This is a genomic window from Nonomuraea jabiensis (assembly GCF_014204795.1).
GTDB classification, from domain to species: domain Bacteria; phylum Actinomycetota; class Actinomycetes; order Streptosporangiales; family Streptosporangiaceae; genus Nonomuraea; species Nonomuraea jabiensis.
Genome location: NZ_JACHMB010000001.1, coordinates 11,640,341 through 11,664,800 on the forward strand (window position 1 = coordinate 11,640,341; position 24,460 = coordinate 11,664,800).

General features: G+C 72.1%; 19 protein-coding genes. 13 read left to right on the forward strand and 6 right to left on the reverse strand.

Features of this window, described 5'->3' with window-relative positions:
* Nucleotides 1-10: 10 nt before the first annotated feature.
* From HD596_RS53190 to HD596_RS53200, 3 genes are all read right to left on the reverse strand, one after another.
* On the reverse strand, nt 11-328 hold the full coding sequence (locus HD596_RS53190; RefSeq protein ID WP_185077046.1) for an L-rhamnose mutarotase: 318 nt from the start codon (nt 326-328) through the stop codon (nt 11-13).
* Between the two features lie 153 nt (nt 329-481).
* Entirely contained in the window at nt 482-3,205 is a 2,724-nt protein-coding gene (locus tag HD596_RS53195; protein ID WP_185077047.1) for an exo-rhamnogalacturonan lyase family protein, read from the reverse strand.
* A gap of 120 nt (nt 3,206-3,325) precedes the next feature.
* A complete protein-coding gene (locus tag HD596_RS53200; RefSeq protein WP_185077048.1) occupies nt 3,326-5,254 on the reverse strand; it encodes a beta-galactosidase in 1,929 nt (642 codons plus the stop codon).
* Between the two features lie 352 nt (nt 5,255-5,606).
* On the opposite strand from HD596_RS53200, the gene HD596_RS53205 reads away from it, so the two are divergent.
* The 7 genes from HD596_RS53205 to HD596_RS53235 all read left to right on the forward strand — a co-directional run bounded on the left by HD596_RS53205 (nt 5,607) and on the right by HD596_RS53235 (nt 13,756).
* The gene (locus HD596_RS53205; RefSeq protein WP_185077049.1) at nt 5,607-6,608 is read left to right on the forward strand and encodes a LacI family DNA-binding transcriptional regulator; all 1,002 of its coding nucleotides are present in this window, start codon (nt 5,607-5,609) and stop codon (nt 6,606-6,608) included.
* Complete coding sequence (locus HD596_RS53210; protein WP_185077050.1) at nt 6,605-8,017, forward strand: rhamnulokinase; 1,413 nt, start codon at nt 6,605-6,607, stop codon at nt 8,015-8,017. The genes HD596_RS53205 and HD596_RS53210 overlap by 4 nt, the downstream gene beginning before the upstream one ends.
* Before the next feature lie 73 nt (nt 8,018-8,090).
* Nucleotides 8,091-11,318, forward strand: coding sequence for a formate dehydrogenase (gene fdh, locus HD596_RS53215; protein WP_185077051.1), 3,228 nt, complete (start codon nt 8,091-8,093; stop codon nt 11,316-11,318).
* A complete protein-coding gene (locus tag HD596_RS53220) occupies nt 11,318-12,115 on the forward strand; it encodes a 4Fe-4S dicluster domain-containing protein (RefSeq protein WP_185077052.1) in 798 nt (265 codons plus the stop codon). The genes fdh and HD596_RS53220 overlap by 1 nt, the downstream gene beginning before the upstream one ends.
* Nucleotides 12,112-13,089 (forward strand): NrfD/PsrC family molybdoenzyme membrane anchor subunit, encoded by a 978-nt coding sequence (nrfD, locus tag HD596_RS53225; protein ID WP_185077053.1) that lies wholly within the window; start codon nt 12,112-12,114, stop codon nt 13,087-13,089. The genes HD596_RS53220 and nrfD overlap by 4 nt, the downstream gene beginning before the upstream one ends.
* Entirely contained in the window at nt 13,086-13,223 is a 138-nt protein-coding gene (locus HD596_RS53230) for a hypothetical protein (protein ID WP_185077054.1), read from the forward strand. Before nrfD ends, HD596_RS53230 begins: the two co-directional genes overlap by 4 nt.
* A complete protein-coding gene (locus tag HD596_RS53235) occupies nt 13,220-13,756 on the forward strand; it encodes an NUDIX hydrolase family protein (RefSeq protein ID WP_185077055.1) in 537 nt (178 codons plus the stop codon). Before HD596_RS53230 ends, HD596_RS53235 begins: the two co-directional genes overlap by 4 nt.
* On the opposite strand, the gene HD596_RS53240 is transcribed toward HD596_RS53235, so the two are convergent.
* Genes HD596_RS53240 through HD596_RS53250 form a run of 3 tightly spaced genes read right to left on the reverse strand, consistent with a single transcriptional unit; the run spans nt 13,757 to nt 17,235 of the window.
* Nucleotides 13,757-15,349 (reverse strand): arylsulfatase, encoded by a 1,593-nt coding sequence (locus HD596_RS53240; protein WP_185077056.1) that lies wholly within the window; start codon nt 15,347-15,349, stop codon nt 13,757-13,759.
* A 58-nt stretch (nt 15,350-15,407) separates the two neighbouring features.
* Nucleotides 15,408-16,295 carry a sulfotransferase family protein gene (locus HD596_RS53245; RefSeq protein ID WP_185077057.1) on the reverse strand — a complete coding sequence of 296 codons (888 nt, stop codon included), beginning with the start codon at nt 16,293-16,295 and terminating at the stop codon, nt 15,408-15,410.
* 55 nt (nt 16,296-16,350) lie between these two features.
* Nucleotides 16,351-17,235, reverse strand: a complete 885-nt coding sequence (locus HD596_RS53250) for a MurR/RpiR family transcriptional regulator (RefSeq protein WP_185077058.1) — start codon at nt 17,233-17,235, stop codon at nt 16,351-16,353.
* 85 nt (nt 17,236-17,320) lie between these two features.
* On the opposite strand from HD596_RS53250, the gene HD596_RS53255 reads away from it, so the two are divergent.
* The 6 genes from HD596_RS53255 to HD596_RS53280 are packed head-to-tail and all read left to right on the forward strand — an operon-like array spanning nt 17,321 to nt 24,443.
* A complete protein-coding gene (locus tag HD596_RS53255) occupies nt 17,321-18,877 on the forward strand; it encodes an ABC transporter substrate-binding protein (RefSeq protein WP_185077059.1) in 1,557 nt (518 codons plus the stop codon).
* Entirely contained in the window at nt 18,877-19,830 is a 954-nt protein-coding gene (locus tag HD596_RS53260; RefSeq protein WP_185077060.1) for an ABC transporter permease, read from the forward strand. The genes HD596_RS53255 and HD596_RS53260 overlap by 1 nt, the downstream gene beginning before the upstream one ends.
* A complete protein-coding gene (locus HD596_RS53265) occupies nt 19,827-20,639 on the forward strand; it encodes an ABC transporter permease (protein WP_185077061.1) in 813 nt (270 codons plus the stop codon). Before HD596_RS53260 ends, HD596_RS53265 begins: the two co-directional genes overlap by 4 nt.
* Before the next feature lie 11 nt (nt 20,640-20,650).
* Complete coding sequence (locus HD596_RS53270) at nt 20,651-21,799, forward strand: anhydro-N-acetylmuramic acid kinase (protein WP_246555465.1); 1,149 nt, start codon at nt 20,651-20,653, stop codon at nt 21,797-21,799.
* A complete protein-coding gene (locus tag HD596_RS53275; RefSeq protein ID WP_185077063.1) occupies nt 21,796-22,857 on the forward strand; it encodes a serine hydrolase domain-containing protein in 1,062 nt (353 codons plus the stop codon). Before HD596_RS53270 ends, HD596_RS53275 begins: the two co-directional genes overlap by 4 nt.
* The gene (locus HD596_RS53280; protein ID WP_185077064.1) at nt 22,854-24,443 is read left to right on the forward strand and encodes an ABC transporter ATP-binding protein; all 1,590 of its coding nucleotides are present in this window, start codon (nt 22,854-22,856) and stop codon (nt 24,441-24,443) included. The genes HD596_RS53275 and HD596_RS53280 overlap by 4 nt, the downstream gene beginning before the upstream one ends.
* The last annotated feature ends 17 nt before the right edge of the window (nt 24,444-24,460 follow it).

Here is a 24,460-nt window from a genome sequence, read left to right on the forward strand (position 1 = left end):
TACTCCCCGATCAATCCAGGTGGAACACTTCGTCCAGCGGGTGCATGCCCTCGTCGGGCCGCCCGTCGAGGCTCTCGAAGAACGGCGCCATCTCGGCCTGCCAGCGGGCGTTGACCTCGGTCTCGGCCATGGCCTTCCGGGCTGCCTCGAAGTCCTCGGTCTCCAGGTAGCCCACGAGGAGGCCGTCGTCCTTGAGGAAGAGCGAGTAGTTGTGCCAGCCGGTACGCGCGAGCGCCTCTCGCATCTCCGGCCAGACGTCTCGGTGGCGTTCGCGGTACTCCGCCAGCCGCTCTGGGCGGACTTTCAGCAGGAAGCAGACGCGTTGCACTGACACTCCCTTCAAAACGTTTTAATCCTTCGTGCAGGAAACTATGATTCCTGATGCTCGCTGTCAATGCGCTCCCACCCACCAGTCCCGAGGGGTGATCGCGCAGCTACACTGACACGTTTTAATCCGCCGGTGACGGCGGGGCGGGGGTGGTCAGGTGGGGAGCTTGTCGCCGACGAGGGCCAGGTTCTGGATGGCCGCCAGCCCGTACAGGGCCGTGGTGTTGGTGGAGACCCAGGCCGCCTCGTCCGTCGGGTTGAGAGTCGTCGTGACCTTCTCCGACTTCCACGGCAGGTCCGGCGCGTAGCCGTCCCCCGTGGCGAACTCCGTCCACGCCCGGGCGGCGAGGTCGTCGCGCCGGAGCCGGACCGCCGCGTACGCCGTGAGCCGGGAGTGCCCCTGCTTGAGGATGAGGTTGCCGAAGTTCGCGCCCGTCTCGGCGGCCTGCTCGGCCTTGGTGGCGTTGAACAGGCGGCAGTACTGGAGCCAGGCCCGCTCGAAGTCCGGCATGTCCACCAGGTCGATGAGCTCGGCGCAGATCTCGACCTGGCCGAACATGGCCGACAGGTGGGACACCGCGACCTTCTTGGGGGCCGGGGCGAACTCGCCGGTGCTGAGGTTGTAGAGGCCCTCCCCGGTGACGAAGCCGTTGGGCATGGCGGCGATGGTCCGCATGGTGGCCTTGAGCTTCTTCTCGGCCACCGGGTCCCCGCCGCGTTCCCACTCGGTCAGCCAGGCGGCGGCCAGGCCGCTCCAGTCGGTGCCCAGCCCGATCGCCAGGGCCGAGGGGTCCGGCGTGTACGGCTCCGTGCGGATCTTGCGCAGCGGGTCGATGGCCAGGAACGTCTTGTCGGAGTCCACCAGGGCCCGCATGAGGTCGCCGGTGCGCTCGTCGGCGGTCAGGAAGTAGAAGATGCGCCGGTAGACCGCGGTCGAGATGCGCTGCTGCTTGGCGCTGCACCCCCAGTGCTGCACGTTGTGCCGGCTGCCGAGCCCGGCCCAGGGCCCGAGGTGGTAGACGTCCACCTCGCCGGTGTGCCGGGTCATCGCCTCGGCGAAGCGGAAGACGTCGGCGCGCCCCGAGCGCAGGTAGGCGTACCAGAGCCACAGGTCGGGCGAGAGCTCCGAGTTGTCCCAGGCGTAACCGCCGACGTCGTAGCGCCAGACGTGCCGGTCCTCGTCGAAGGTGTGCATGATGTCGCCGTAGTCCCAGAAGCCGTACCAGTGCCGCTGCTCGACCTGCTTGCGGTAGTAGTCGAAGAGGAAGTCGAGGCGGTCCTCGATGGTCTTCCTGCCGGGCGTCGAGCGGTCGACGGGGCTGAACAGGCCGCCGAACACCTTGGCGGCGGCCAGGTGCGCGGGCGGCGCGACGATCAGGGGCGGCGTCCGGACGGCGTCGGCCATCGCCCCGAGCCGGGCGGCGTCCGGGGTGGCGGCCAGCGCCCAGAAGGTCAGCTCGCTCGTACGCGCGATCCCGAGCGGCGTGCCGAAGCCGGGCTCGTAGTCCTCGTACGTGATGTTGAGGCCCTCGATCTGCTCCGGGTAGGTGTCCTGGCCCATGCCGTCGTGGTAGAAGCGGGTGTCCATCGGCCCGGCCTCCGGCGACCAGAGCCAGACGGTGACCTCGGCCTCCTCCGAGGCGGCCCCGCGGATGTCGAGCTGGGTGGGGTGCCGCTGCCAGAAGTCCCGCAGGCCGAACGCGAACCCGCCGCTCGCCCCGCCCACGTACCCGAACCCGGAGGCCCGCCGGCCCTGGTCGACGGCGACCCAGCCGTACCCCTTCTTGGTGCGCTTCTTGAGCGTGAAGCCCTCGGAGGACAGCTGAGCGAGGCTGTAGTCGCCCCAGTCGGGGATGAGGTGGACGCGGCTGCTGACCCGCGTGTCCCAGGTGGCGATGTCCGGCAGCCGCTGCCCGGCCACCTGCGCCTTGCGCACGGCCGCGCCGGGGTCGCGGCGCAGGCCCGTGATGCCCTTGACGGCCTCGGTGAGCAGGCCGTGCCCGTCGCCCACGAACCGGATGTGCCGGTTGTACGGCTCGTCCCGCATCGGGACGCGGAAGCGCACGCCGAGCCCGGCGACGAAGTCGTGCTGCCCGTCGCGGTCGAACACGAACGTGTGCGTCATCCGCACGCTCTCCGCGCCCGCGTAGAAGTAGAGCCTGATCGTGAACGGCAGCCACGAGCGGCCCTTCTTGGAGGTGTGGCGGCCCTCGATCCGGACGACCGCCCGAACCGGGCCGGACTGCTCGACCTCCACCTTCGAGATGTCGCTCAGGTAGGAGTCGACCTCGACCGTGCGGTCGTCATCGTCGTCGATCTTGCCCTGGCGGAGGTTGACGAGCTGCCCCTTGCGGGCGATCTCGGTCTCACCGCGCCAGATCTGGCTGATCAGCTCGCTGCCGCTCTTGCGCACGCGGGCGCGGATCACGCCGGTGTCCACGTCCACGTACTGCTTCTCGTCCTTGACGGTGACCGGCTTGGCGGGCGCGGCGACTGTGGCCGCGACTGGGCCGGGCCGCAGCGTGTACGACTCGGCCACGGGCGTCCCTGGGCCGATCGCGTGGGCCGTCCACTTCAGCGACCCGTCCGGCCAGTACGCCAGCGGCCACGTCTGCACCGGCACGGCCGCGCCGTCGGCCGCGGTGAGCGCGAACGCCTGCTCCTTGGCCGAGCTCACCGGCACGGCGCCCTTCGGCCACGGGACGCCCCAGGTGGTGCCGGGCGCCTCGGCGGGCCTGCCCTCCAGCCAGCGCAGGGGGACGTCGGGGATCGCCGGCGCGGCGAGTGCGGGTGACTCCAGCGCCGAGGCCAGCGGGACGGCGGCTCCGGCGACGGCTAACCCCTTCAGGACGTCGCGGCGTGAGATCTGCTCGGACACAGGTACACCTCCAGGCGGGGAGGGGCGCGCTCGCACGCGCCCCTCAGGGGGGTTGGTCGGTGGTACTGAGGGAAGCGCTTTCCAGAGCCAAATGGCGGAACGCCCGAAGGCGCCCCGCCGTCAGGCGTAGATCACGTGGACGTCGCCCGCCGCCACGGTGACCGGGTCGCCGCCGGGCGGGATCACGACCGCGTCCTCGCCCGTGTGGTTGACGGCGAACAGGTAGGAGCGGCCGTCGGCGTGTGAGCGCCGTACGACCTCCACCCCGGCGGGGGCGGCGGCGACGGGCTCGACGCCCGCCTCCGCCACGACGGCGGCTATGACCTCGGCCAGGCCGTCGTCGTCGAGTCTGGTGGTGAGGTAGTGCGCGAACCCGTCGCCCCACTCGTTGCGGGTCCAGGCGGGCTCTCCGGTGGCGTAGGTGTCGAGGACCTTCGCGCCTGCGGCGTGCGCCACCTCGCTCCAGGCGGTCCCCGACGCGCCCGAGGCCAGCGCGATCGGCCCGTCGAGGGGGAAGAACTCCTCCACGCTCACGCCGAGCAGGTCGCGCCACGCCCCGGGGTAGCCGCCGAGCCGCACCCGGTCGTACTCGTCCACGATCCCGCTGTACGGGCCCACGAGCGCGACGCCGCCCCGCTCCACGAACCGCGCCAGGTTGGCCGCCCCCGCGTCGCTCACCAGGTAGAGCGCGGGCACCAGCACCAGGCGGTAGCCGGTCAGGTCGCCCTCGGGGTGGGCCAGGTCGCAGGTGACGCCGGCCCGCCAGAGCGCGGCGTGCCAGCGCTTGGCCTCCTCCACCGGGTCCATGTCCACGGACGGCTGGGCCGGGTGGTCCTGGGCCCACACGCTGGAGTGGTCGATGAGGATCGCGACGTCGGCGCTGACCGTGCTGCCCGCCACGTCGGCGAGCCGAGCCAGCTCGGCGCCGAGCGCGGTCACCTCCCGCCAGATCTTGGTGTTGGTGCCCGCGTGCGGCAGCATCGCCGAGTGCCACTTCTCGGCGCCGGCGCGGGAGGCTCGCCACTGGAAGTACATGATCCCGTCCGCGCCCCTGGCCAGGTGGGTCAGGGAGTTGCGGCGCAGCTCGCCGGGGGCCTTGGCGCGGTTGCGCGGCTGCCAGTTGACGGCGCTGGTCGAGTGCTCCATCAGCAGCCAGGGCCGGCCGCCGTTGAGCGAGCGGGCGTAGTCGGCGGCGAAGGCCAGGTCGATGTGCGGCTCCGCGCGGGCGCCGATCAGGTAGTGGTCGGTGGAGACCACGTCCATCTCGGCGGCGAAGGCCCAGCAGTCCATGTCCCAGTGCGCGCCGGCCATCAGGTTGGTGGTCGCGGGCACGCCCGGGGCGATCTTCCTGAGCAGGTCGCGCTCGGCGGTGTAGAGCTCGATGAGCGCGTCGGAGCTGAAGCGGCGGAAGTCGAGCTGCTGGCCGGGGTTGGGGAAGGTGGGGGTGGCGCGCGGCGGCAGGATCTGGGCCCAGTCGCTGTAGCGCTGGGACCAGAACGCGGTGCCCCACGCGTCGTTGAGCGCGTCGAGCGAGGCGTAGTGCGAGCGCAGCCAGGCGCGGAAGGCCGCCGCCGAGGTGTCGCAGAAGCAGCGCGCGTTGTGGCAGCCGTACTCGTTGTGTACGTGCCACAGGGCCAGCGCCTCGTGGTCCCGGTAGCGCGTGGCCAGCTGCTCGGCGATGCGCAGCGCCTTCTCGCGGTAGATCGGCGAGCTGGGGCAGAAGCCCTGCCTGCTGCCGTGGGTCAGCCGCCGCCCGTCGGCGTCCACCGGCAGCGCCTCCGGGTAGGCGTCCCCGAACCAGGGCGGCGGGGCGGCGGTCGGGGTGGCCAGGTTGGCCTTGATCCCGTTCGTGGCCAGCAGGTCCATCACGCGGTCGAACCAGCCGAAGTCGAACACTCCCTCGGCCGGCTCCAGCAGCGACCAGGAGAAGATGCCGACGCTGACCCGGTTGACGCCGGCCTCGCGCATCAGCGCGACGTCCTGCTCCCACGTCTCCTCGGGCCACTGCTCTGGATTCCAGTCCCCGCCGTAGGCGATGACGTCCGGCATGAAACCTGCCTTTCGCAAGTCTGTTAGCGCTCACAGCGTGTTACGTCAGCGTTTACGGGGGATTAAAACGTTCCTCAAGTGCGTCGCACAAGGCCCGGCCCGCCGTCCCGGGCGGGTTCCCGCTGATCAACAGGGGTGATTACGCAGGCAGGCACGCCGAATCCAGGCGTGACCCGTGATGCTGGTGTTACCTTAACGTTATGAGCAGCGAGGAATGCGGTCTCCGTGCGCGCGCCGATACAAACGTTTTACTCGACAGCCCGCACAACTCCGCCCACGCCAGAGCCGGAAACGCGGCTCTACCGGTGCCGCGACTGGCGCCCTAGTCGTTAGTACGTTTTAATTGGTCCCCATGGCCATGGTCAGCATCAAGGACGTCGCCGCACACGCCGGCGTCTCCCCGGGCACGGTCTCCAACGTACTGAACCGGCCCGGAAAAGTCGCGCCCGCCACCCGGGAGCGGGTGGAGGCGGCGATCAGTGAGCTGGGGTTCGTCCGGCACGGCTCGGCCTCGTCGCTGCGCGCCGGGCACAGCAGGACGATCGGCCTGAGCGTGATCGACATCGGCAACCCGTTCTTCACCGAGGTCGCGGCCGGGGTCGAGGACGTGGCCAGCGAGCTCGGCTACGCGGTGATCCTGGGCAACTCGGCGGGCTCGCAGGACAAGGAGGATCGCAACCTGCGGGTGCTGGCCGAGCACCGGGTGCGCGGCGTGCTGATCACCCCCTCCGGCGAGGACCCCGGCCGGCTCGACCGGCTGCGCGAGCGCGGCATCAGCGTCGTCCTGGTCGACCACCCGGCGCACCGGCCCGACCAGTGCGCGGTGGCCGTGGACGACGTCGCGGGCGGCCGGGCCGCGGTCACCCATCTGCTGGCCAAGGGCGCGCGCAGCGTCGCCTACGTGACGGGCCCGATGACGATCAGGCAGTGCGTGGAGCGCTGGGAGGGCGCCAAGGCCGCGATGCGGGCCGCCGGGCTCGACCCCGGCGACCTGAAGGTGACCGAGACCGCGACGATGACGGCCCGCGCGGGCGAGAAGGCCGCCGCCGACCTGATCGAGAGCGGCCTGCCCGAGGCCGTGTTCTGCGCCAACGACCTGCTCGCGCTCGGCGTGCTGCGCGCGCTGCTGCGGGCGGGCGTGCGGGTGCCGGAGGACGTGGCGCTGATGGGCTACGACGACATCGACTTCGCCGCCGCCTCCACCGTGTCGCTCAGCTCGATGCGGCAGCCGACCTACCAGCTCGGCCGGATCGCCACCGAGCTGCTGCTGGACGAGTGCGACAACCCGGAGACGCACGCGCACCAGCACATCATGTTCCAGCCCGAGCTCATCGCCAGGGAGTCCACACAATGAGCCGCCGTTTCGCCGCCGTCGACCTCGGGGCCTCCAGCGGCCGGGTGATGCTGGCCGACCTGTCCGACGGTCTGGAGCTGACCGAGGTCCGCCGCTTCCCCAACGAGCCGGTGACCGAGGCGGGTCGCCTCCAGTGGAACATCACCCGCCTCTACTCGGAGATCCTCGACGGCCTGCGTGACGCGGGCCCGGTGTCGTCCATCGGCGTGGACTCGTGGGCGGTCGACTACGGGCTGCTCGACGAGTCGTCCTCGCTGATGGGCAACCCGGTGCACTACCGCGACGACCGCACGCGCGGGGTGGCCGAGCGGGTGGCCGAGTCGGTCGGGGCGGAGACCCTGTACGAGGTGTCCGGGCTGCAGGTGCTGCCGTTCAACACGATCTACCAGCTGCTGGCCGACCGGCTCGACGGTGCCGTGACGATGCTGCTGATCCCCGACCTGATCGGCTACTGGCTCACCGGCGAGGTGGGCGCCGAGGTGACCAACGCCTCGACGACGGGGCTGCTCGACGTGCGCACCCGGTCGTGGGCGTTCCCCCTGATCGAGCGGCTCGGGCTGCCGGCCGGGCTCTTCCCGCCGCTGCGGCAGCCCGGCGAGGCGGTCGGAACGCTGCGCCGGCAGGTGGCCGACGTGGTCGGCTGGTCGGCGCCCGTCACGGCGGTCGGCTCGCACGACACGGCCTCGGCCGTGGCCGCCGTGCCCGCCGCCGGTCCCGCTTTCGCCTACATCTCGTGCGGCACGTGGTCGCTGGCCGGGGTGGAGCTGCCCGAGCCGGTCCTGACGCCCGAGAGCCGGGCCGCGAACTTCACCAACGAGGCCGGCATCGACGGCACCGTGCGCTACCTGCGCAACGTCATGGGGCTGTGGCTGCTGCAGGAGTGCCTGCGCGCCTGGCCGGGCTCCGACCTGCGCGAGCTGCTGAAGGCGGCGGCGGGCGAGCGGCCGTTCGCGGCCGTGGTCAACCCGGACGAGCCGGTGTTCCTGCCGCCGGGCGACATGCCGGCCAGGATCGCCGCCGAGTGCCGCCGCACGGGGCAGGAGCCTCCGTCGTCCCCGGCCGCGTACGTGCGGTGCGTGCTGGAGAGCCTGGCGCTCGGGCACCGGCTGGCCGTGCGGCAGGCGATGGAGCTGTCCGGGCGCGACGTCGAGGTCGTCCACCTGGTGGGCGGCGGGTCGCGCAACGAGCTGCTGTGCCAGCTCACCGCCGACGCCTGCGGGCTGCCGGTGGTGGCCGGGCCCGCGGAGGCGACCGCGCTCGGCAACGTGCTCGTGCAGGCGCGGTCGGCGGGGCTCGTCTCGGACCTGGCGGAGATGCGCTCGCTGGTCGCCGCCTCCCAGCCGCTGCGCCGCTACGAGCCCTCCGGCGATCCCCAGGTGTGGGACAAGGCCGCCGCGCGCCTCGCCTGACCCCCCTCCGACCTGCGGGTTTTCGCCTCCCGGGAGCAGGGCAGGAACCCGGCCAGGGGTTTCGGGGGGCGTCATGGACATGCGTTGGCCGCTGCTGCGGCAGCTGACCGGCGAGGACCGCAGCGGGCGGGGAGCGGCGGTGAAGTCGGCCAGGACGGCGGCGCTGCGCGCCCGCACGGCCACGGCCGACCGGGTGGTCAAGTCGATCTGCCCGTACTGCGCGGTGGGCTGCGCCCAGAACGTGTACGTACGGGATGACCGGGTCGTCCAGATCGAGGGCGACCCCGACTCCCCCATCAGCCGCGGCCGGCTGTGCCCCAAGGGCGCGGCCAGCCTCCAGCTCACCACGGCGTCCAACCGCCGGCACAAGGTCCTCTACCGCCCGCCGGGCGGGACCGACTGGCAGGAGCTCGACCTCGGCACGGCCATGGACATGGTGGCCGACCGGGTCATCGCCACCAGGCGCGAGACCTGGGAGTGGGAGCGGGACGGCAAGCGCACCGCGAGGACCCTGGGCATCGCCAGCCTGGGCGGCGCGACGCTGGACAACGAGGAGAACTACCTCATCAAGAAGCTGCTGACGGCGCTCGGCGTGGTGCAGATCGAGAACCAGGCCCGCGTCTGCCACAGCTCCAGCGTGGTCGGGCTCGGCACGTCGTTCGGCCGGGGCGGGGCCACCACGTTCATGCAGGACCTGCAGCACTCCGACTGCGTGATCATCCAGGGCTCCAACTTCGCCGAGGCGCACCCGGTCGGCTTCCAGTGGGTGATGGAGGCCAAGGCGCGCGGCGCGGTGATCATCCACGTCGATCCGCGCTTCACGCGCACGAGCGCGCTGGCCGACCTGCACGTGCCCATCCGCGCGGGCTCCGACGTGGCCTTCCTCGGCGGGATCATCAACCACGTGCTGGACAACGACCTGTACTTCCACGAGTACGTGGTCAACTACACCAACGCGGCCACCATCCTGCGGGAGGACTACCGCGACGCCGAGGACCTCGACGGCGTGTTCTCCGGCTTCGACCCCGAGACCCGCGTCTACGACGACGAGACCTGGCAGTACGAGGGGATCGAGGTCGCCCCGGCCTCCGGCCAGCGCGACAAGGACTACGAGCGGCGGGTGGGCAAGCTGCCGCCGGGCCGATCGGAGGTGTTCGGCGCCACCGGCATGCCGATGGCCGGGACGCCGCGGCGCGACGAGACGCTGCGCCACCCGCGCTGCGTCATGCAGGTGCTGCGCCGCCACTTCGCCCGCTACACCCCGGAGATGGTCGAGCGGGTGTGCGGGGTGCCGCGCGAGCTGTTCCTGCGGGTGTGCCGGCATCTGACGGACAACTCCGGCCCCGACAAGACGGCCGAGTTCGTCTACGCGGTGGGCTGGACGCAGCACAGCGACGGCTCGCAGTTCATCAGGGCGGCGAGCATCCTGCAGCTCCTGCTGGGCAACCTGGGCCGGCCCGGCGGCGGCATCCAGGCGCTGCGCGGGCACGCCAGCATCCAGGGCTCCAGCGACGTGCCGACGCTGTACAACCTGCTGCCGGGCTACATCCCGATGCCGCACGCGCACGAGGGCGAGGGCCTGCGCGAGTTCCTGCGGGCCGACGCGCCGCACCGGGGCTGCTGGGCGAACATGCCCGCCTACCTGATCAGCCTGCTCAAGGCGTGGTGGGGCGAGTCGGCCCGGCCGGACAACGACTTCAGGTTCGGCTACCTGCCCAGGCTGACCGGGTCGCACAGCACGTACGACACCGTGCTGGCGCAGCTCGACGGCGTCTGCAAGGGCTACTTCCTCCTCGGCGAGAACCCCGCGGTCGGCTCGGCCAACACCCGCATGCAGCGCCTGGGCATGGCGAAGCTCGACTGGCTGGTGGTCCGCGACTTCAACCTGATCGAGAGCGCCACCTGGTGGAAGGACGGCCCCGAGATCGAGACGGGCGAGCTGATCACCGAGGACATCGGCACCGAGGTGTTCTTCTTCCCCGCGGCCTCGCACACCGAGAAGAGCGGCAGCTTCACCAACACCAACCGGCTGCTCCAGTGGCACCACCAGGCGGTCGAGCCGGCCGGTGACGCGCGCAGCGATCTGTGGTTCATGTACCACCTGGGGCGGATCATCAGGGAGAAGCTGGCGGGCTCGGCCGACCCGATGGACGCGCCGGTGCTCGAGCTCACCTGGGACTACCCGCTCGAGGGCGAGCTGTCAGAGCCGTCCGCGGAGGCCGTACTGGCGGAGATCAACGGCTGGGGCCCCGATCGGCGGCCCTTGTCCGGGGCCGGCGAGCTCAAGGACGACGGCTCCACGGTGTGCGGCTGCTGGATCTACTGCGGCGTCTACGCCGGCGGCGTCAACCAGGCCGCCCGCCGCAAGCCGCACACCGAGCAGGACTGGATCGCCGCCGAGTGGGCGTGGGCCTGGCCGGCGAACCGGCGGATCCTCTACAACCGGGCCTCGGCCCGGCCGGACGGCAGCCCGTGGAGCGAGCGCAAGAAGCTCGTCTGGTGGGACGCGGACGCGGGCCGGTGGACCGGGTTCGACGTGCCGGACATCGACGAGGACAAGGACCCCGCGTTCCGGCCGCCGGAGGACGCCCAGGGCGTGGCGGCGCTGTCGGGGATCGACGCGTTCGTCATGCAGGCCGACGGGAAGGGCTGGCTGTTCGCCCCGTCCGGCGTGGTGGACGGGCCGCTGCCGACGCACTACGAGCCGCAGGACTCGCCCGTGGCCAACCCGCTCTACGGCCACCAGCGCAACCCGGCCCGCAAGCTCTACGCGCACGGGGACAACCGCTACCAGCCGAGCGGCGACGAGCCGGGGGCGTCGGTCTACCCGTACGTGGTGACGACGTACCGGCTGACGGAGCACTTCACGGCGGGCGGGATGAGCCGGCACACGCCGTACCTGGCGGAGCTGCAGCCGGAGATGTTCTGCGAGGTGTCGCCCGAGCTGGCCGCCGAGCGCGGGCTCGTGCACGGCGACTGGGCCACGATCGTCACGGCGCGCAACGCCATCGAGGCCAGGGTCATGGTCACCGACCGGATGCCGTCACTGCGCCTGGACGGGAAGGTGCTGCACCAGATCGGGCTGCCGTTCCACTACGGGCCCAACGGCCTGGCCAGGGGCGACGCGGCCAACGAGCTGTCGGCGATCTCGCTGGACCCCAACTCCCACATCCAGGAGGTCAAGGCCCTGGCGGCCGACATCCGGCCCGGGCGGCGGCCGCGCGGGCCGGAGCTGCCGGAGCTGGTCAGGTCCTACCAGCGGCGCGCGGGCGTCGGCGCCGGCACGGGGACGGAGGCGTGATGGGCCGCGTGGGGTTCTTCACCGACACCAGCATCTGCATCGGCTGCAAGGCGTGCGAGGTGGCCTGCAAGGAGTGGAACGCCGTCCCCGAGGACGGCCTGGCCTTCACCGGCATGTCCTACGACAACACCGTGAGCCTGGGCTCCGACACCTGGCGGCACGTCGCGTTCGTCGAGCAGCGCCGGCCGCTCGGCCACCAGGAGCCCGGGGTCGGCGACATGGACTTCCGCTGGCTGATGGCCTCCGACGTGTGCAAGCACTGCACGGAGGCGGCCTGCCTGGACGTGTGCCCGACGGGCTCGCTGTTCCGCACCGAGTTCGGCACGGTCGTGGTGCAGCAGGACGTCTGCAACGGGTGCGGCTACTGCGTGCCCGCCTGCCCGTTCGGGGTGATCGGCAAGAGCGAGAGCAGCGGCCTGGCCGCCAAGTGCACCATGTGCTACGACCGGCTGGGCGACGGGCAGGAGCCCGCGTGCGCCAAGACGTGCCCGACGGACTCGATCCAGTTCGGCGACCTCGACGAGCTGCGCGAGCGGGCCGAGCGCCGGCTCGACCAGGTGCGCGAGGCGGGGACGGCCTCCGCCCGCCTGTACGGGCACGACCCGGGCGACGGGGTGGGCGGCATGGGGGCGTTCTTCCTGCTGCTGGACGAGCCCGAGGTGTACGGCCTGCCGCCCGATCCCGTGGTGACCACGAGGGACCTGCCGTCGATGTGGCGGCACGCGGGGGTCGCGGCGCTCGCCCTGCTGGCGGGCGTGGCGGCGACGGCGCTGCCCATCTGGAGGAGGCGGGGATGACCAGTCAGACCGACGTGCGCCTGGACGGCTCTGCGGAGCTGCGCACCGAACGCGAGGCCACGCCGGGCTCGGCGGGCGACCGGCGCGAGCGGCGCAGGCCGCCGGAGGCGGGTTTCGACTCCTACTACGGCCGGCCGGTGCTCAACGAGCCGACGTGGCAGGAGCACGACATCGCCGGTTACCTCTTCCTGGGCGGCCTGGCGGGCGCGTCGTCCACGCTGGCGGCCGTCGCCGAGCTCACCGGCAGGCCGAGCCTGGCCAGGGTCGGCAGGGTGGCCGCGCTGTGCGCGCTGGGCGGCTCGTTCTACTCGCTGATCCACGACCTGGGGCGGCCCGAGCGGTTCATCAACATGCTGCGGGTGTTCAAGGTGACCTCGCCGATGAGCGTCGGCACGTGGATCCTCACGGCGTACGGCCCGCAGGCCGTGTGCGCCGGGGCCGCCGACCTGTCCGGGCGCCTGCCCGGGCTGGGCCGGGTCGCCACGGTCGGGGCGGGCCTGGCGGGTCCCGCGGTGGCCACCTACACCGCCGCGCTGATCTGCGACACCGCCGTGCCCGCCTGGCACGAGGGGTTCCGCGAGATGCCGTTCCTGTTCGCCGGCTCGGCCGCGTCGGCGGCGGGCGGGCTCGGGATGCTGGCCGCGCCGCTGTCGGAGGCGGGCCCGGCCCGGCGGGTGGCGATGCTGGGCGCGGCCGTCGAATGCGTGGCCGCCACCCGCATGGAGCGGCGGCTGGGGCCGCTGGCCGAGCCGCTCAAGCGCAGCCGGCTGCTGCGCGCGGGCGAGGCGCTGTCGCTGGCGGGCGCGCTGGCCGGGATCACCGTGGGCCGGCGCAGCAGGATCGCGGCCGTGGCGGCGGGCGCGGCCCTGCTCGCGGGCTCCGCCTGCACCCGGTTCGGGATCTTCCGCGCCGGGATGGAGTCCGCGAACGACCCCAAGTACACCGTCCAGTGGCAGCGGAGGAAGCTCTCATGAGCCGCAGAGTCAGCCGCGAAGTCATCGCCTACCTGCCGTTCTTCGGCATCGTCCTGGTCACCTGCGCGGCTTCCTGGCTGGCGGGCAGGACCGTTCCCGGCGGCCGGATCCGGGGACGTACGATCAGCAGATGACCGAAAAGACCGAAACCACGCCTGGATGGCTCGCACCCGACGAACTCGAGTCGGTGCGGGGCCAGTTGCCCATCCTCTACGTCGACGCCGTGCCGGTGCGGGTCGACGACACCGGCGTGGTCACCCGCGTCGGCCTGCTGCTGCGCATCGCGTCAGACGGCACGGTCAGCCGGGCGCTGGTCTCGGGACGGGTGCTGCACCACGAGCGGATCCGCGACGCCCTCCTGCGTCACCTGGAGAAGGACCTCGGCCCCGTGGCGCTCCCCCACATCCCCGCCTCCCCCCAGCCGTTCACCGTCGCCGAGTACTTCCCCACGCCCGGCGTCACCCCCTACCACGACCCCCGCCAGCACGCCGTGTCCCTGGCCTACATCGTCCCCGTGGCGGGCGACTGCCGGCCCCGCCAGGACGCCCTGGACCTGGAGTGGTTCACCCCGCAGGACGCCGCGTCGCCGGCGGTGCAGCAGGAGATGACCGGAGGGCAGGGCGTGCTGCTCAAGCAGGCCCTCGCCCACGTCGGCTGCCTGCCCTGATCAGACTGCTCTCCGGAAGGAGAGGGACCGGCCGCCCGCGTCGAACTCGGCGCGGGCGGTGATCGGCTTCCCGCTCCCGCCGGGGAGCGCGAAGCCGACCGAGATCGCCGTTCCCGGGTCCACGCGCGGCATCGTGCGGGCCCGCGCACGGTTCAGGCCCAGCGCGACGTCGCGCCAGGGCACCGACGAGCCGTTGTAGAGCGTCACCACGACCTGGCCCCCGGTGATCTCGGTCTTCAGCCCGTACGGGATCCGCGGGTCCGGGCCGATCGAGTCGTCCAGCTCGATCATCAGCTCGTCCACCAGCTTCACCCGCTCCGCCGCCAGGTCGCGGCGCTCCCCCGGGTCGGTGGCCAGGTCGTACAGCTCGACCCGGCCCTCCGGACCGGCGCCGGCGATGTGCGGCGCGAAGCGGACCAGCTTCCACCGGCCCCGGCGGATGGCCTGGGCCTTGCGGGGCCGGTTCCACACCAGGTGGTCGTGCTTGGGGGCGCCCGCGCCAGTCAGCAGGCCGCGGAAGGACAGGCCGTCCAGGTGCGCGGGCACCGGCACGCCGGCCAGGTCCGCGAGGGTCGGCAGCACGTCCCACGAGGCCACCGGCTGCTTCACCACGCGCGGGCGTAACGCGGGCGACCAGGCGATCAGCGGCACGCGGATGCCGCCCTCGTACACGTCGCGCTTGTCGCCGCGCCAGGGCCCGTTGGAGTCGAACAGCTCCGGCGTCACGCCCTTCTCGCTGTGCGGCCCGTTGTCGCTGGTGAACAGCACGAGCGTGCGTTCCGCGACCCCGGCCGCGCGTAACTCGCGCACCAGCGTGGCCACGTCGGCGTCGAGCCGGGCCACCTGCGCGGCGTGCCGCCGGTTGGGGCCGCTCCACGGCCGGTTCTCGTAGCGCCCGGCGTCGCCGGGGATGACGCTCGGCGAGTGCGGCAGGTTGGTGGGGTAGTAGAGCAGGAACGGGTCGTCGCCGCCGCGCCGGATGAACTCGATCGCCCGCTCGCGGAACAGGTCCGGCGCGTACTGCCTGCCGTCGAGGCGCACCTTGGCGCCGTTGTGCCACAGGTACTTGGGGAAGTACTGGTGGGCGTGGGCGTGGCCGATGTAGCCGAAGAACTCCTCGAAGCCGCGCTCGTTCGGGTGCGAGGGCTGGCCCGGCAGCTCGGGGCCGAAGCCCCACTTGCCGAAGCAGGCCGTGCGGTAGCCGGACAGGCGCAGCAGCTCGGCGAAGGTGAGGTCAGCGTCGGTCAGCGAGCGCTGGGGCCCGCCCTCCGGGTTCTCGCGTACGGTGCCGTGGCCCGCGTGCAGCCCGGTGAGCAGCGCGCAGCGCGACGGCGCGCAGAGCGGCGCCCCGGAGTAGGCGGTCTCGAAGCGCACGCCCTCGTCCGCCAGCCGGTCCAGGTTGGGGGTGCTGATCAGGCGCTGCCCCTGGCTGCCGATCTCGCCCCAGCCCAGGTCGTCGGCCAGGATGACGACGATGTTGGGCCGCGATGGAAGAGCCGAGGCCGCGAGAGCAGGTTCGGGCCCAAGAGTGGGCACAGCGAAGCCGGCGAGACTTCCGGCGAGCAGGGTACGGCGCGAGGGCCCGTCGATCACGATCGGCAACCTATCGGAGCCCAGGGCGAAGAGGAGACAAATCGCAGCTGAACTTCCGTCACCGGGTATAGCCCCACAGGCGGCAGATCTCGCGCAGCTCGTCGGGCACCTCGTCCGCCGACGGCAGCGGGCGGCCCGCGACGACGGTCCCGGTGCGGATCTTGTCGCGCCAGTCGCCGATGCCCTTGACGAAGCCGCCGTGGTCCTTCTGCCCGTAGGTGAGCATGACCGGCTCGAACTCCACGCCCAGGAACAGGCAGAGCCGCCGCAGCTCGCGCTCGGGGTCGGCGACCAGGTCCTCGTAGCGCAGGGTCAGCCCGTCGAGGTGGGTGCGGGCCTCCTCCAGGTACGTCATGTAGCTCAGCGTGCGCGGCACGGCCTCCTCCATGGGCCGCTTGTCCGGGTCGGCCTCGTGCCAGGACTGCACGATGGACATGGGGTGGCGCAGCAGGAAGACGAAGCGCGCGTCGGGCCAGCAGGTGGCGATGCGCCGCCAGACGAACACGTTGCTCGGCGTCTTCTCCGCCAGCACCGGCTTGCCGCTGCGGGTCAGCTCGCGGTGGAGCAGCCGGTCCCACACGAGGTGCTCGATGTCGCTGTGGGTGTGGCCGAGCGCCTCCATGGCCTGCCGCACGGGCTCGGTGCCGAGCCCGACCGTGAGCCGCCTGAAGTGCGTCTCGATGGGCGAATGCACCTGGGAGTGGCTGTTCAGCATGACCCGCAGGAGCGTGGAGCCCGACCGTACGGACGACAGCAGGAAGACCGGCTCGCGCAGCAGCCGGTCGTGCGCGGGATCGGCGGGCGGCCGCACCTCGTCGCCGGGCAGCCGCTGGAGCACCAGCGGCGGCGGTGGCGGGGGTTTCGGCGGCTGCTTCCGCGGCCGCCGCGTCAACGTGTATCCCGTCAGGCCCTCCAGCGTGGTGTTGGCCCGGTACCTCCAGCTCATGGCCCACCAAGGTAGAGACAGCCCGTGAACCCCAGGTGAATCCGGGCTGTGAACCTCACGCGCGCTTGTGGACGACCCGGTCGTGCACGACCGCGTACGTGTTGCGCAGCGCCGCCATCGACTCGTCGTAGGAGGCCTGCGCGACCCCGGTGAACAGGCAGTCCACCACCATGAGCTGGGCGATGCGGCTGCCCAGCGCGCCCGAGCGGAACTTCGTCTCCCGCGCGGCCGTCGTGAGCGTCACGTCGGCGGCCCTGGCCAGCGGCGAGTCGCGGAAGTTCGTGATGGCCACGGTGGAGGCGCCCGACTTGCGGGCGATCGACAGGAACTCGACCGTGTCCACGGTGGCGCCCGTGTGGGACACGGCGACCGCCACGCAGCCGGAGTCGAGCGTGGCCGCCGACGTCCAGGCCGAGTGGGAGTCGTGCCAGTTGATCGCCGTACGGCCGATGCGCGACAGCTTCTGCTGCAGGTCGAGCCCCACGAGGGAGCTCGCGCCCACGCCGAAGCTGTCGATACGCCGGGCCGCCAGCAGCAGCGACACGGCGGTGGCCAGCGCCTCCATGTCCAGCGAACGGGCCGTGTCGGCGATGGACAGCGTCTCGTTCATGGCCACCTTGGAGACGATGCCCTCCAGGCTGTCGTACCGGTCGATGTCGCCGGAGACCTCCGGCAGGCTCGACGTGGTCAGCTCCTCGCGCGCCACCGCCCTGGCCAGGTCGATCCTGAGGTCCTTGTAGTGGGCGTAGCCCATGCGCTGGTAGAAGCGCACCACCGAGGTCGTCGAGGTCGCGCAGCGGGCGGCCAGCTCGGCGATGGACAGGTTGGCCGCCCGGGCGGGATCGCCGACGAACTCCTCCGCGATCCGCCGCTCCGACGGCCGCAGCGCGGGCATGGCGGCCCGGATGCGGATCAGCACGGTCCCGTCGTCCTCGGCCATCCCCATCCATCCCCGCAACGGAAAGAAAAGTACCCCAGTGGTAGGGTCTGCGTAATTTTATGACCGACTCCCCCCAGGAGACCACATGCCCCGTGGCGCCATCCCCGCGGTAGGCATCGCCGCTGCGCTGTCCATCGCCCTCACCAGCTGCTCGTCGTCCTCGTCCCCATCCTCCGGGTCCGCCCCGGGCACCGGCGGCGCGGCCTCCGGCAAGACCCTCGTGGTCGGCGTGACCTCCGACCCGGACACGCTCTTCCCCTGGAAGGCCACCCAGTTCCAGGCCGTCAACGTGCTGCAGAACCTGTACGGGACGCTCACGGAGTTCGACAAGGACCTGAACGTGGTGCCCGGCCTGGCCGAGTCGTGGCAGACCTCGGACGACGGCAAGAAGCTCACGCTCAAGCTGAGACAGGGCGTGACGTTCGCCGACGGCAGCGCGTTCGACTCCCAGGACGCGAAGTCGTCGCTGGAGAAGATCATGGACGAGAAGACGGCGGCCGTGGCCAGGGCGTCGCTGTCGTCGGTGAAGTCGGTCGAGGCGCCCGACGCGGGCACCGTGGTGCTGGAGCTGACCGGGCCCGACGCCGCGCTGCCGGCCAACCTGGCCACGGTCAACATGGCGATGCTCTCCTCCGACGACACCGAGGAGAAGCTCAACACCACGCCGAACGGCACCGGGCCGTTCAAGCTGGGCAAGCGCGTGGCGAGCCAGTCGATCACGCTGGCCAGGAACGACGCGTACTGGGGCGGCGAGAAGCCGAAGGTGGCCGCGGTCGAGTTCCGGGTGATCCCCGACGAGTCGTCCATCGTCTCGGCCATGCAGTCGGGCAACGTGCAGCTCGCGGTCTTCAACGACCCGCTCGTCGCGCAGACGGCGCAGGGCGGCGGCACGCTCACGGTGACCAAGACGCCGCAGCTCAACTACCACGTGCTCCAGCTCAACGCGCAGCACGGCGACCTCAAGGACGTCAACGTGCGCCTGGCGATCCAGTGCGCCATCGACCGCAAGCAGGTGCTCGACACCGCCGCGCTCGGCGAGGGCGAGGTGACCGGGCCGATCACCGCGCCCGCGTTCAAATCGGACCCGAACAAGCGCCCCTGCCCGGCCCGCGACCTGGCCAAGGCCGCCGAGTATCTCGGCAAGGCAGGCAAGTCCGGCGGGGTGACCGTCAAGACCATCGTCTCCCAGGGCGAGTACGCGACCTCGGTCAACGAGGCCCAGAACCTCAAGGCCCAGCTCGCCGAGGCCAAGATCAACCTGGAGCTGGAGGTGCTGGAGTCGGGCGCGTTCGTGGACCGCTGGGTGGCCGCCGACTTCGACGCGGCCGTGGCGCTCAACGGCGGCCGCCCCGACCCGGACGGCTCCTACGGCCGCTACTTCACCAGCAAGGGCAACCTGAACAAGGTCGCCGGCTACAGCTCGCCCGAGCTGGACAAGCTGTTCGCCGAGGGCAAGGCGACGACCGACCAGGCCGCCCGCAAGGCGATCTACGAGCAGGTCTCGGCGAAGCTGGAGGAGAACGCCCCCTGGATCTGGCTGTTCTCCGGCTACACCTACACCGCCACGACCTCCGGCGTGCAGGGCTTCGTGCCGATGGCCAGCGGCTCGCTGCAGTACCTGCGGACCACCTCCGTCAGCTGATGAGACGCATGCGCAACCGCGTCATCAGCACGGTGGGGACCCTGTTCGGGGTGGCCGTGCTGGTGTTCGTCATGCTGCGGGCGATCCCCGGCGACCGGATCACGGCGGGGCTCGGCACCGAGGCCGCCGCGCTCACGCCCGCCCAGCGGCAGGCACTGGAGCAGTACTACGGGCTCGACCAGCCGCTGATCACGCAGTTCTTCTCATGGCTGGGCAACATGTTCACGGGGAACTTCGGCTACTCGGCCCGCCAGCAGCAGAGCGTGCTCGACCTGACCCTGCACTCGCTGCCGGTGACGTTCGAGCTGGCGGTGCTCTCGATCCTGCTGGCGCTGCTGATCGGGGTGCCGCTGGGCATGCTGGCGGCCTCCAGGGCCAACTCCCCCAGGGACACCCTCGGCCAGCTGGTGAGCCTGGCCGGGCTGTCGGTCCCGGCGTTCCTGCTGGCCACGACGCTGCTGTCGATCTTCGCGGCGTCGTTCGGGTTCAACCCCAACGGGCAGGGCTTCGCCATGCTCTTCGACGACCCGCTGCTCAACCTGCAGCAGATGCTGCTGCCGGCGCTGGTGCTCGGCTTCGGCATCGCGGCGCCGATCCTGCGCACCACCCGCACGGCGGTGCTGGAGGTGCGCTCGGACGACTTCGTCCGCACCGCCCGCGCCAAGGGCGTGCCGGAGCGGCGGCTGCAAGTGAAGCACGTGCTCGGCAACGCGCTCGTGCCGATCGTGACCATGACCGGGCTGCAGTTCGGCTACCTGCTCGGCGGCGCGGTCGTGGTGGAGCAGATCTTCTCGGTGCCGGGCGTCGGCCGGCAGGTGCTGCTGGGCATCCAGCAGAAGGAGTACGCGGTCGTGCAGAGCACGGTGCTGGTGATCGCGCTGGCGTTCGTGCTGGTCAACCTGCTGACGGACGTGCTCTACCGGGTCATCGACCCGAGGGTGAGGGCCTCGTGAGGAGGAGTCCCGCCCTGGTGGCGGGGTCGGTGATCCTGGTGCTGCTGGCGGTCGTGGCGGCGCTGTCGTTCGCCGGGCTGCTGCCGTACGACCCGGTCGCGCAGCACCCGCCCTCCCGGTTCGGGGCGCCGTCGGGCGCGCACCTGTTCGGCACCGACCAGTTCGGCCGGGACGTGTTCTCCCGGGTGGCGGCCGGGGTCGGCAACTCGGCGCTCATCGCGGTCGTCGCCGTGGCGTTCGCGACCGTGGCGGGCACGCTGGGCGGGCTCGTGTCCGGCTTCTACCGCGGCGTCGCCGACGGCGCGATCGGCGGGGTCACGAACGTGCTGTTCGCCTTCCCGCCGCTGCTGCTGGCGCTGTCGCTGGCGTCGGTGCTGGACCGCAACTGGTTCACGATCGCCGTGGCCATCGCCATCGTGTACGTGCCCATCTTCGTCCGCGTCACCCGGGGCCCGGTGCTGTCGCTCAGGGAGATCGAGTACGTCAAGGCGGCCGTCTCGACCGGCATGAGCCGCTGGCAGATCATGCTCCGGCACGTCCTGCCGAACATCACCTCGATCGTCATCGTCCAGGTGGCCCTGTCGCTGTCGTGGGCGGTGCTGACCGAGGCGTCGCTGAGCTTCCTGGGCCTGGGCACGCCGCCGCCCGCGCCGTCACTGGGCTCGATGATCTTCGAGGCGCGCAGCCTGGTCTTCGTGGCGCCGTGGACGCTGATCGCGCCGGGCGCGCTCGTCGTGCTGCTGGTCGTGGGACTCAACCTGCTCGGCGACGGCCTGCGTGACACTCTCGACCCGCGAGGAAGACGATGAGAATTCTTGGCATGATCTCCGGCACGTCGCACGACGGCATCGACGTGGCCGTGGTGGACTTCGAGCTCGTCGGCGGCCTGCTGGAAGGCCGGGTGGGTCACACGGCGAGCACGCCGTACCCGGCGGAGCTGCGGGCCCGGCTGGTCGCGGCGCTGCCGCCGGCCGGGACGACGCTGGCCGAGGTGTGCGTGCTCGACACGCTCATCGGGCAGAGCTTCGCCGAGGCCGCGGTGTCGGCGATCGCGCTGGGCGGGCCCGTGGACCTGATCGTCTCGCACGGGCAGACGGTGTTCCACTGGGTGGAGGGCACGCACGCGCTCGGCACGCTGCAGATCGGCCAGCCCGCGTGGATCGCCGAGCGGACCGGCGTCCCGGTGCTGTCGGACGTGCGCATCCGGGACATCACGGCGGGCGGGCACGGGGCGCCGCTGGTGTCGGTGCTGGACGGGCTGCTGCTGCGGGCCCACGAGGGCGGGGCGGCGGCGCTCAACCTGGGCGGCATCGCGAACATGACCGTGGTGCGCGGCGGCGAGCTGTACGCCTACGACATCGGACCCGCGAACGCGCTGATCGACGCGGTGGTCACGAGCCGGGGGCTGGACGAGCGGGGCTTCGACGCGGACGGGCGGATCGCGGCCTCGGGCCGGGTGGACGAGCGGCTGCTGGAGGCGCTGCTGGACGAGCCGTACTACGCGCTGGCGGCTCCCAAGAGCACCGGCAAGGAGCTGTTCCACCTCGGGTACGTGGAGGCCGCCCTGGCCCGGGCGGGACGCGCGCCCGGGAACGCCGACCTGGTGGCGACGCTCACCGAGCTGACCGTCCGGACGGTGGCCCGGGACGTGCGGGCCGCCGGGGTGGGCGCGCTGGTCGTCTCGGGCGGCGGCTGCCGCAACCCCGTGATCATGGACGGGCTGCGGGCCGCGCTGCCCGGCGTGGGCGTGGCGCCGTCCGACGACTACGGGGCCCCGTCCGACGACAAGGAGGCCATCGCGTTCGCGCTGATCGGCTGGCTGACCGCGCACGGCCTGCCCGGCACGGCGCCGGGAGGGACGGGCGCCCGGGAGGCCCGCATCCTCGGCACGCTGACGCCCGGCGCGGGGCCGCTCGCGCTGCCGGCGCCGGTCGCCGAGCCGCCGCGCTCGCTGGTGCTGACGCGATGAGCCGGCCGGAGGGTGACGAGCTGGCGAGCGCCCCCGTGGGGCTGATCATGGCCGCCCGGACGCCGTGGTTCGACCTCACCGAATGCGCCGGTCACCGGACCGTGCGCCGGCAGGACGGCGAACTCGTCGGCGACGCGCCGATGACCCTGGACACCTGCCACGACCTCGCCTCGGTCACGAAGGTCGTGGCCACCACGACGGCGCTCATCCGGCTGGTGTCCGACCGGCTGGTGGACCTGGACGCGCCGCTGAGCGCGTACCTTTCGCGCTCGTACGAGGCGATCACCGTGCGGGACCTGCTCCTGCACCGCGGCGGGCTGTGGGAGTGGTGGCCGCTCTACATCAAGCCGGAGGCCCCGCCCCCGCGTTACCGTCCGGGCCGCGCCCGCCACTACTCCGACCTCGGCTTCGTCCTGCTCGGCCAGATCGTCGAGACCGTCACCGGTCTGAGCCTGGACCGGGCCGTGACCGAGCTGGTCACCGAGCCGCTCGGCCTCGGCTCGACCGGGTACGGCCGCCCGGCGGGCCCCGAGGTGGCCATGAGCGCCCTGGACGACCGGATCGAGATGGCCATGCTCGACACCGGCCGGCCCTACCCCGTGCCGTACCGCAGCTCGGACTTCGCGCGCTGGCGGCGCGGGCCGGTACTCGGCGAGGTCGCCGACGGCAACGCCCACCACGTCTTCGGCGGGGTCGCCGGGCACGCCGGGCTCTTCTCGACGGTGCCGGACCTGCTCGCCTACGGCCTGGCGATGTCCCGGTACGAGGAGCACGACCGGCTGTGGCGGCCCGAGGTGGTCAGGGAGTTCTTCACCCCCGGTCCCGACGCGGGGCAGGCCCTGGGCTTCCGCACGTACGAGCTGCCCCTGTGGGACGAGACCGTCACCGTGCTCGGCCACCCCGGCTACGTCGGCTGCGCGGTCGGCTTCGTGCCCGGCCGCGACATCGCCCTGGCCCTGGCGAGCAACCGCCTGCTCGTCGAGGGCGACCCCACCCCCACCGACACGCTCTGGGCCGGGCTGCTCCAGGCCACCACGCAACGATCGAGGACCGCATGACCCCCCTCCTGGAGATCCGTGACCTCTCGGTCGCCTTCCGCACCCGCCGGCAGGACGTCACCGTCGTCAAGGGCGTCTCGATGGAGATCCTGCCGGGCCAGACCGTCGCGGTGGTCGGCGAGTCGGGCTCCGGCAAGTCCACCACGGCCGCCGCCGTCAACCGGCTGCTGCCGGACAACGGCCGCATCACCGGCGGCCGGATCCTGTTCGACGGCCGCGACCTGACCGGGCTGTCCGGACGCGAGATGACCGCGATCCGCGGCGCGGGCATCGGCCTGGTCCCCCAGGACCCCATGTCGAACCTCAACCCGCTCATGCGCGTCGGCGACCAGGTCGCCGAGGCGCTCGAGGTCCACGGCGTGGCCACCGGCAAGGCGGCCCGGGCCCGCGTGCTCGAACTGCTGGACCTCGTCGGCATCCCCGACCCGGCCCGCAGGATCGGGCAGTACCCGCACGAGTTCTCCGGCGGCATGCGCCAGCGCGCGCTGATCGCCATGGGGCTGGCCTGCCGGCCGAAGCTGCTCATCGCCGACGAGCCCACCTCCGCGCTGGACGTGACCGTGCAGCGGCGCATCCTCGACCAGCTCGAACAGCTCACCGCCGAGATGGGCACGGCCGTCCTGCTCATCACGCACGACCTGGCGCTGGCGGCGGAGCGGGCCGACGTGGTGGCCGTCATGCACGACGGCCGGATCGTCGAGACCGGGCGGGCGGCGGAGATCCTCGCCGAGCCCGCGCACGAGTACACCAGGCGGCTGCTGAACGCCGTGCCGAGCCTGTCGTCGGTGCGCGTAGCCGAACCTCCCCAGGAGAGCGAGGACCTGGTGGTGGTCGAGGGCCTGCGCAAGGTGTTCCCCATCAGGGGCACGGGCGAGGAGCTGACCGCGGTGGACGGCGTCTCCTTCCGCATCCCGAAGGGCCGTACCGTGTCGATCGTGGGCGAGTCGGGCTCGGGCAAGTCGACCACCGCGAACCTGCTGCTCGGCCTCGACGACCTCACCTCCGGCAGCATCCGCTTCGACGGCACGGACCTGGCGGCGCTCGGCAGGCGGGAGCTGTTCGCCTTCCGGCGGCGGGTCCAGCCAGTGTTCCAGAACCCGTACGCCTCGCTCGACCCCCGCTACCCGGTCGGCAAGTCGATCGCCGAGCCGCTGCGGGTGCACCGCGTCGGCACCGCGGCCGAGCGCCGCAAAGCCGCCGCCGAGCTGCTGGAGAAGGTGTCGCTGCCCGCGTCCATGGCCGACCGGCTGCCTCACGAGCTGTCCGGCGGGCAGCGCCAGCGCGTGGCCATCGCCCGGGCGCTGGCGCTCTCGCCCGAGCTGGTCGTGCTGGACGAGGCCGTCTCGGCGCTCGACGTGCTGGTGCAGGCGCAGATCCTGGAGCTGCTCGCCGGGCTGCAGCGCGAGCTCGGGCTGAGCTACCTGTTCATCAGCCACGACCTGGCCGTCGTACGGATGATCTCGCACGAGGTGCACGTCATGCGGGACGGGCGGATCGTGGAGAGCGGCACCGCCGAGGACGTCTTCGACCGCCCGGCCGCGGACTACACCCGCGAGCTGCTCGCGGCGATCCCCGGCAACAGGTAGGTTGGAAATCCGGACTC

What these genes read in the sequence shown, in the direction of transcription:
- HD596_RS53200 (WP_185077048.1), bottom strand. Translation starts at nt 5,254, where the DNA reads ATGCCGGACGTCATCGCCTACGGCGGGGACTGGAATCCAGAGCAGTGG.
- fdh (WP_185077051.1), top strand. Translation starts at nt 8,091, where the DNA reads ATGGACATGCGTTGGCCGCTGCTGCGGCAGCTGACCGGCGAGGACCGC.
- HD596_RS53210 (WP_185077050.1), top strand. Translation starts at nt 6,605, where the DNA reads ATGAGCCGCCGTTTCGCCGCCGTCGACCTCGGGGCCTCCAGCGGCCGG.
- HD596_RS53250 (WP_185077058.1), bottom strand. Translation starts at nt 17,235, where the DNA reads ATGGCCGAGGACGACGGGACCGTGCTGATCCGCATCCGGGCCGCCATG.
- HD596_RS53275 (WP_185077063.1), top strand. Translation starts at nt 21,796, where the DNA reads ATGAGCCGGCCGGAGGGTGACGAGCTGGCGAGCGCCCCCGTGGGGCTG.
- HD596_RS53280 (WP_185077064.1), top strand. Translation starts at nt 22,854, where the DNA reads ATGACCCCCCTCCTGGAGATCCGTGACCTCTCGGTCGCCTTCCGCACC.
- nrfD (WP_185077053.1), top strand. Translation starts at nt 12,112, where the DNA reads ATGACCAGTCAGACCGACGTGCGCCTGGACGGCTCTGCGGAGCTGCGC.
- HD596_RS53270 (WP_246555465.1), top strand. Translation starts at nt 20,651, where the DNA reads ATGATCTCCGGCACGTCGCACGACGGCATCGACGTGGCCGTGGTGGAC.
- HD596_RS53220 (WP_185077052.1), top strand. Translation starts at nt 11,318, where the DNA reads ATGGGCCGCGTGGGGTTCTTCACCGACACCAGCATCTGCATCGGCTGC.
- HD596_RS53255 (WP_185077059.1), top strand. Translation starts at nt 17,321, where the DNA reads ATGCCCCGTGGCGCCATCCCCGCGGTAGGCATCGCCGCTGCGCTGTCC.
- HD596_RS53245 (WP_185077057.1), bottom strand. Translation starts at nt 16,295, where the DNA reads ATGAGCTGGAGGTACCGGGCCAACACCACGCTGGAGGGCCTGACGGGA.
- HD596_RS53205 (WP_185077049.1), top strand. Translation starts at nt 5,607, where the DNA reads ATGGCCATGGTCAGCATCAAGGACGTCGCCGCACACGCCGGCGTCTCC.
- HD596_RS53260 (WP_185077060.1), top strand. Translation starts at nt 18,877, where the DNA reads ATGAGACGCATGCGCAACCGCGTCATCAGCACGGTGGGGACCCTGTTC.
- HD596_RS53230 (WP_185077054.1), top strand. Translation starts at nt 13,086, where the DNA reads ATGAGCCGCAGAGTCAGCCGCGAAGTCATCGCCTACCTGCCGTTCTTC.
- HD596_RS53235 (WP_185077055.1), top strand. Translation starts at nt 13,220, where the DNA reads ATGACCGAAAAGACCGAAACCACGCCTGGATGGCTCGCACCCGACGAA.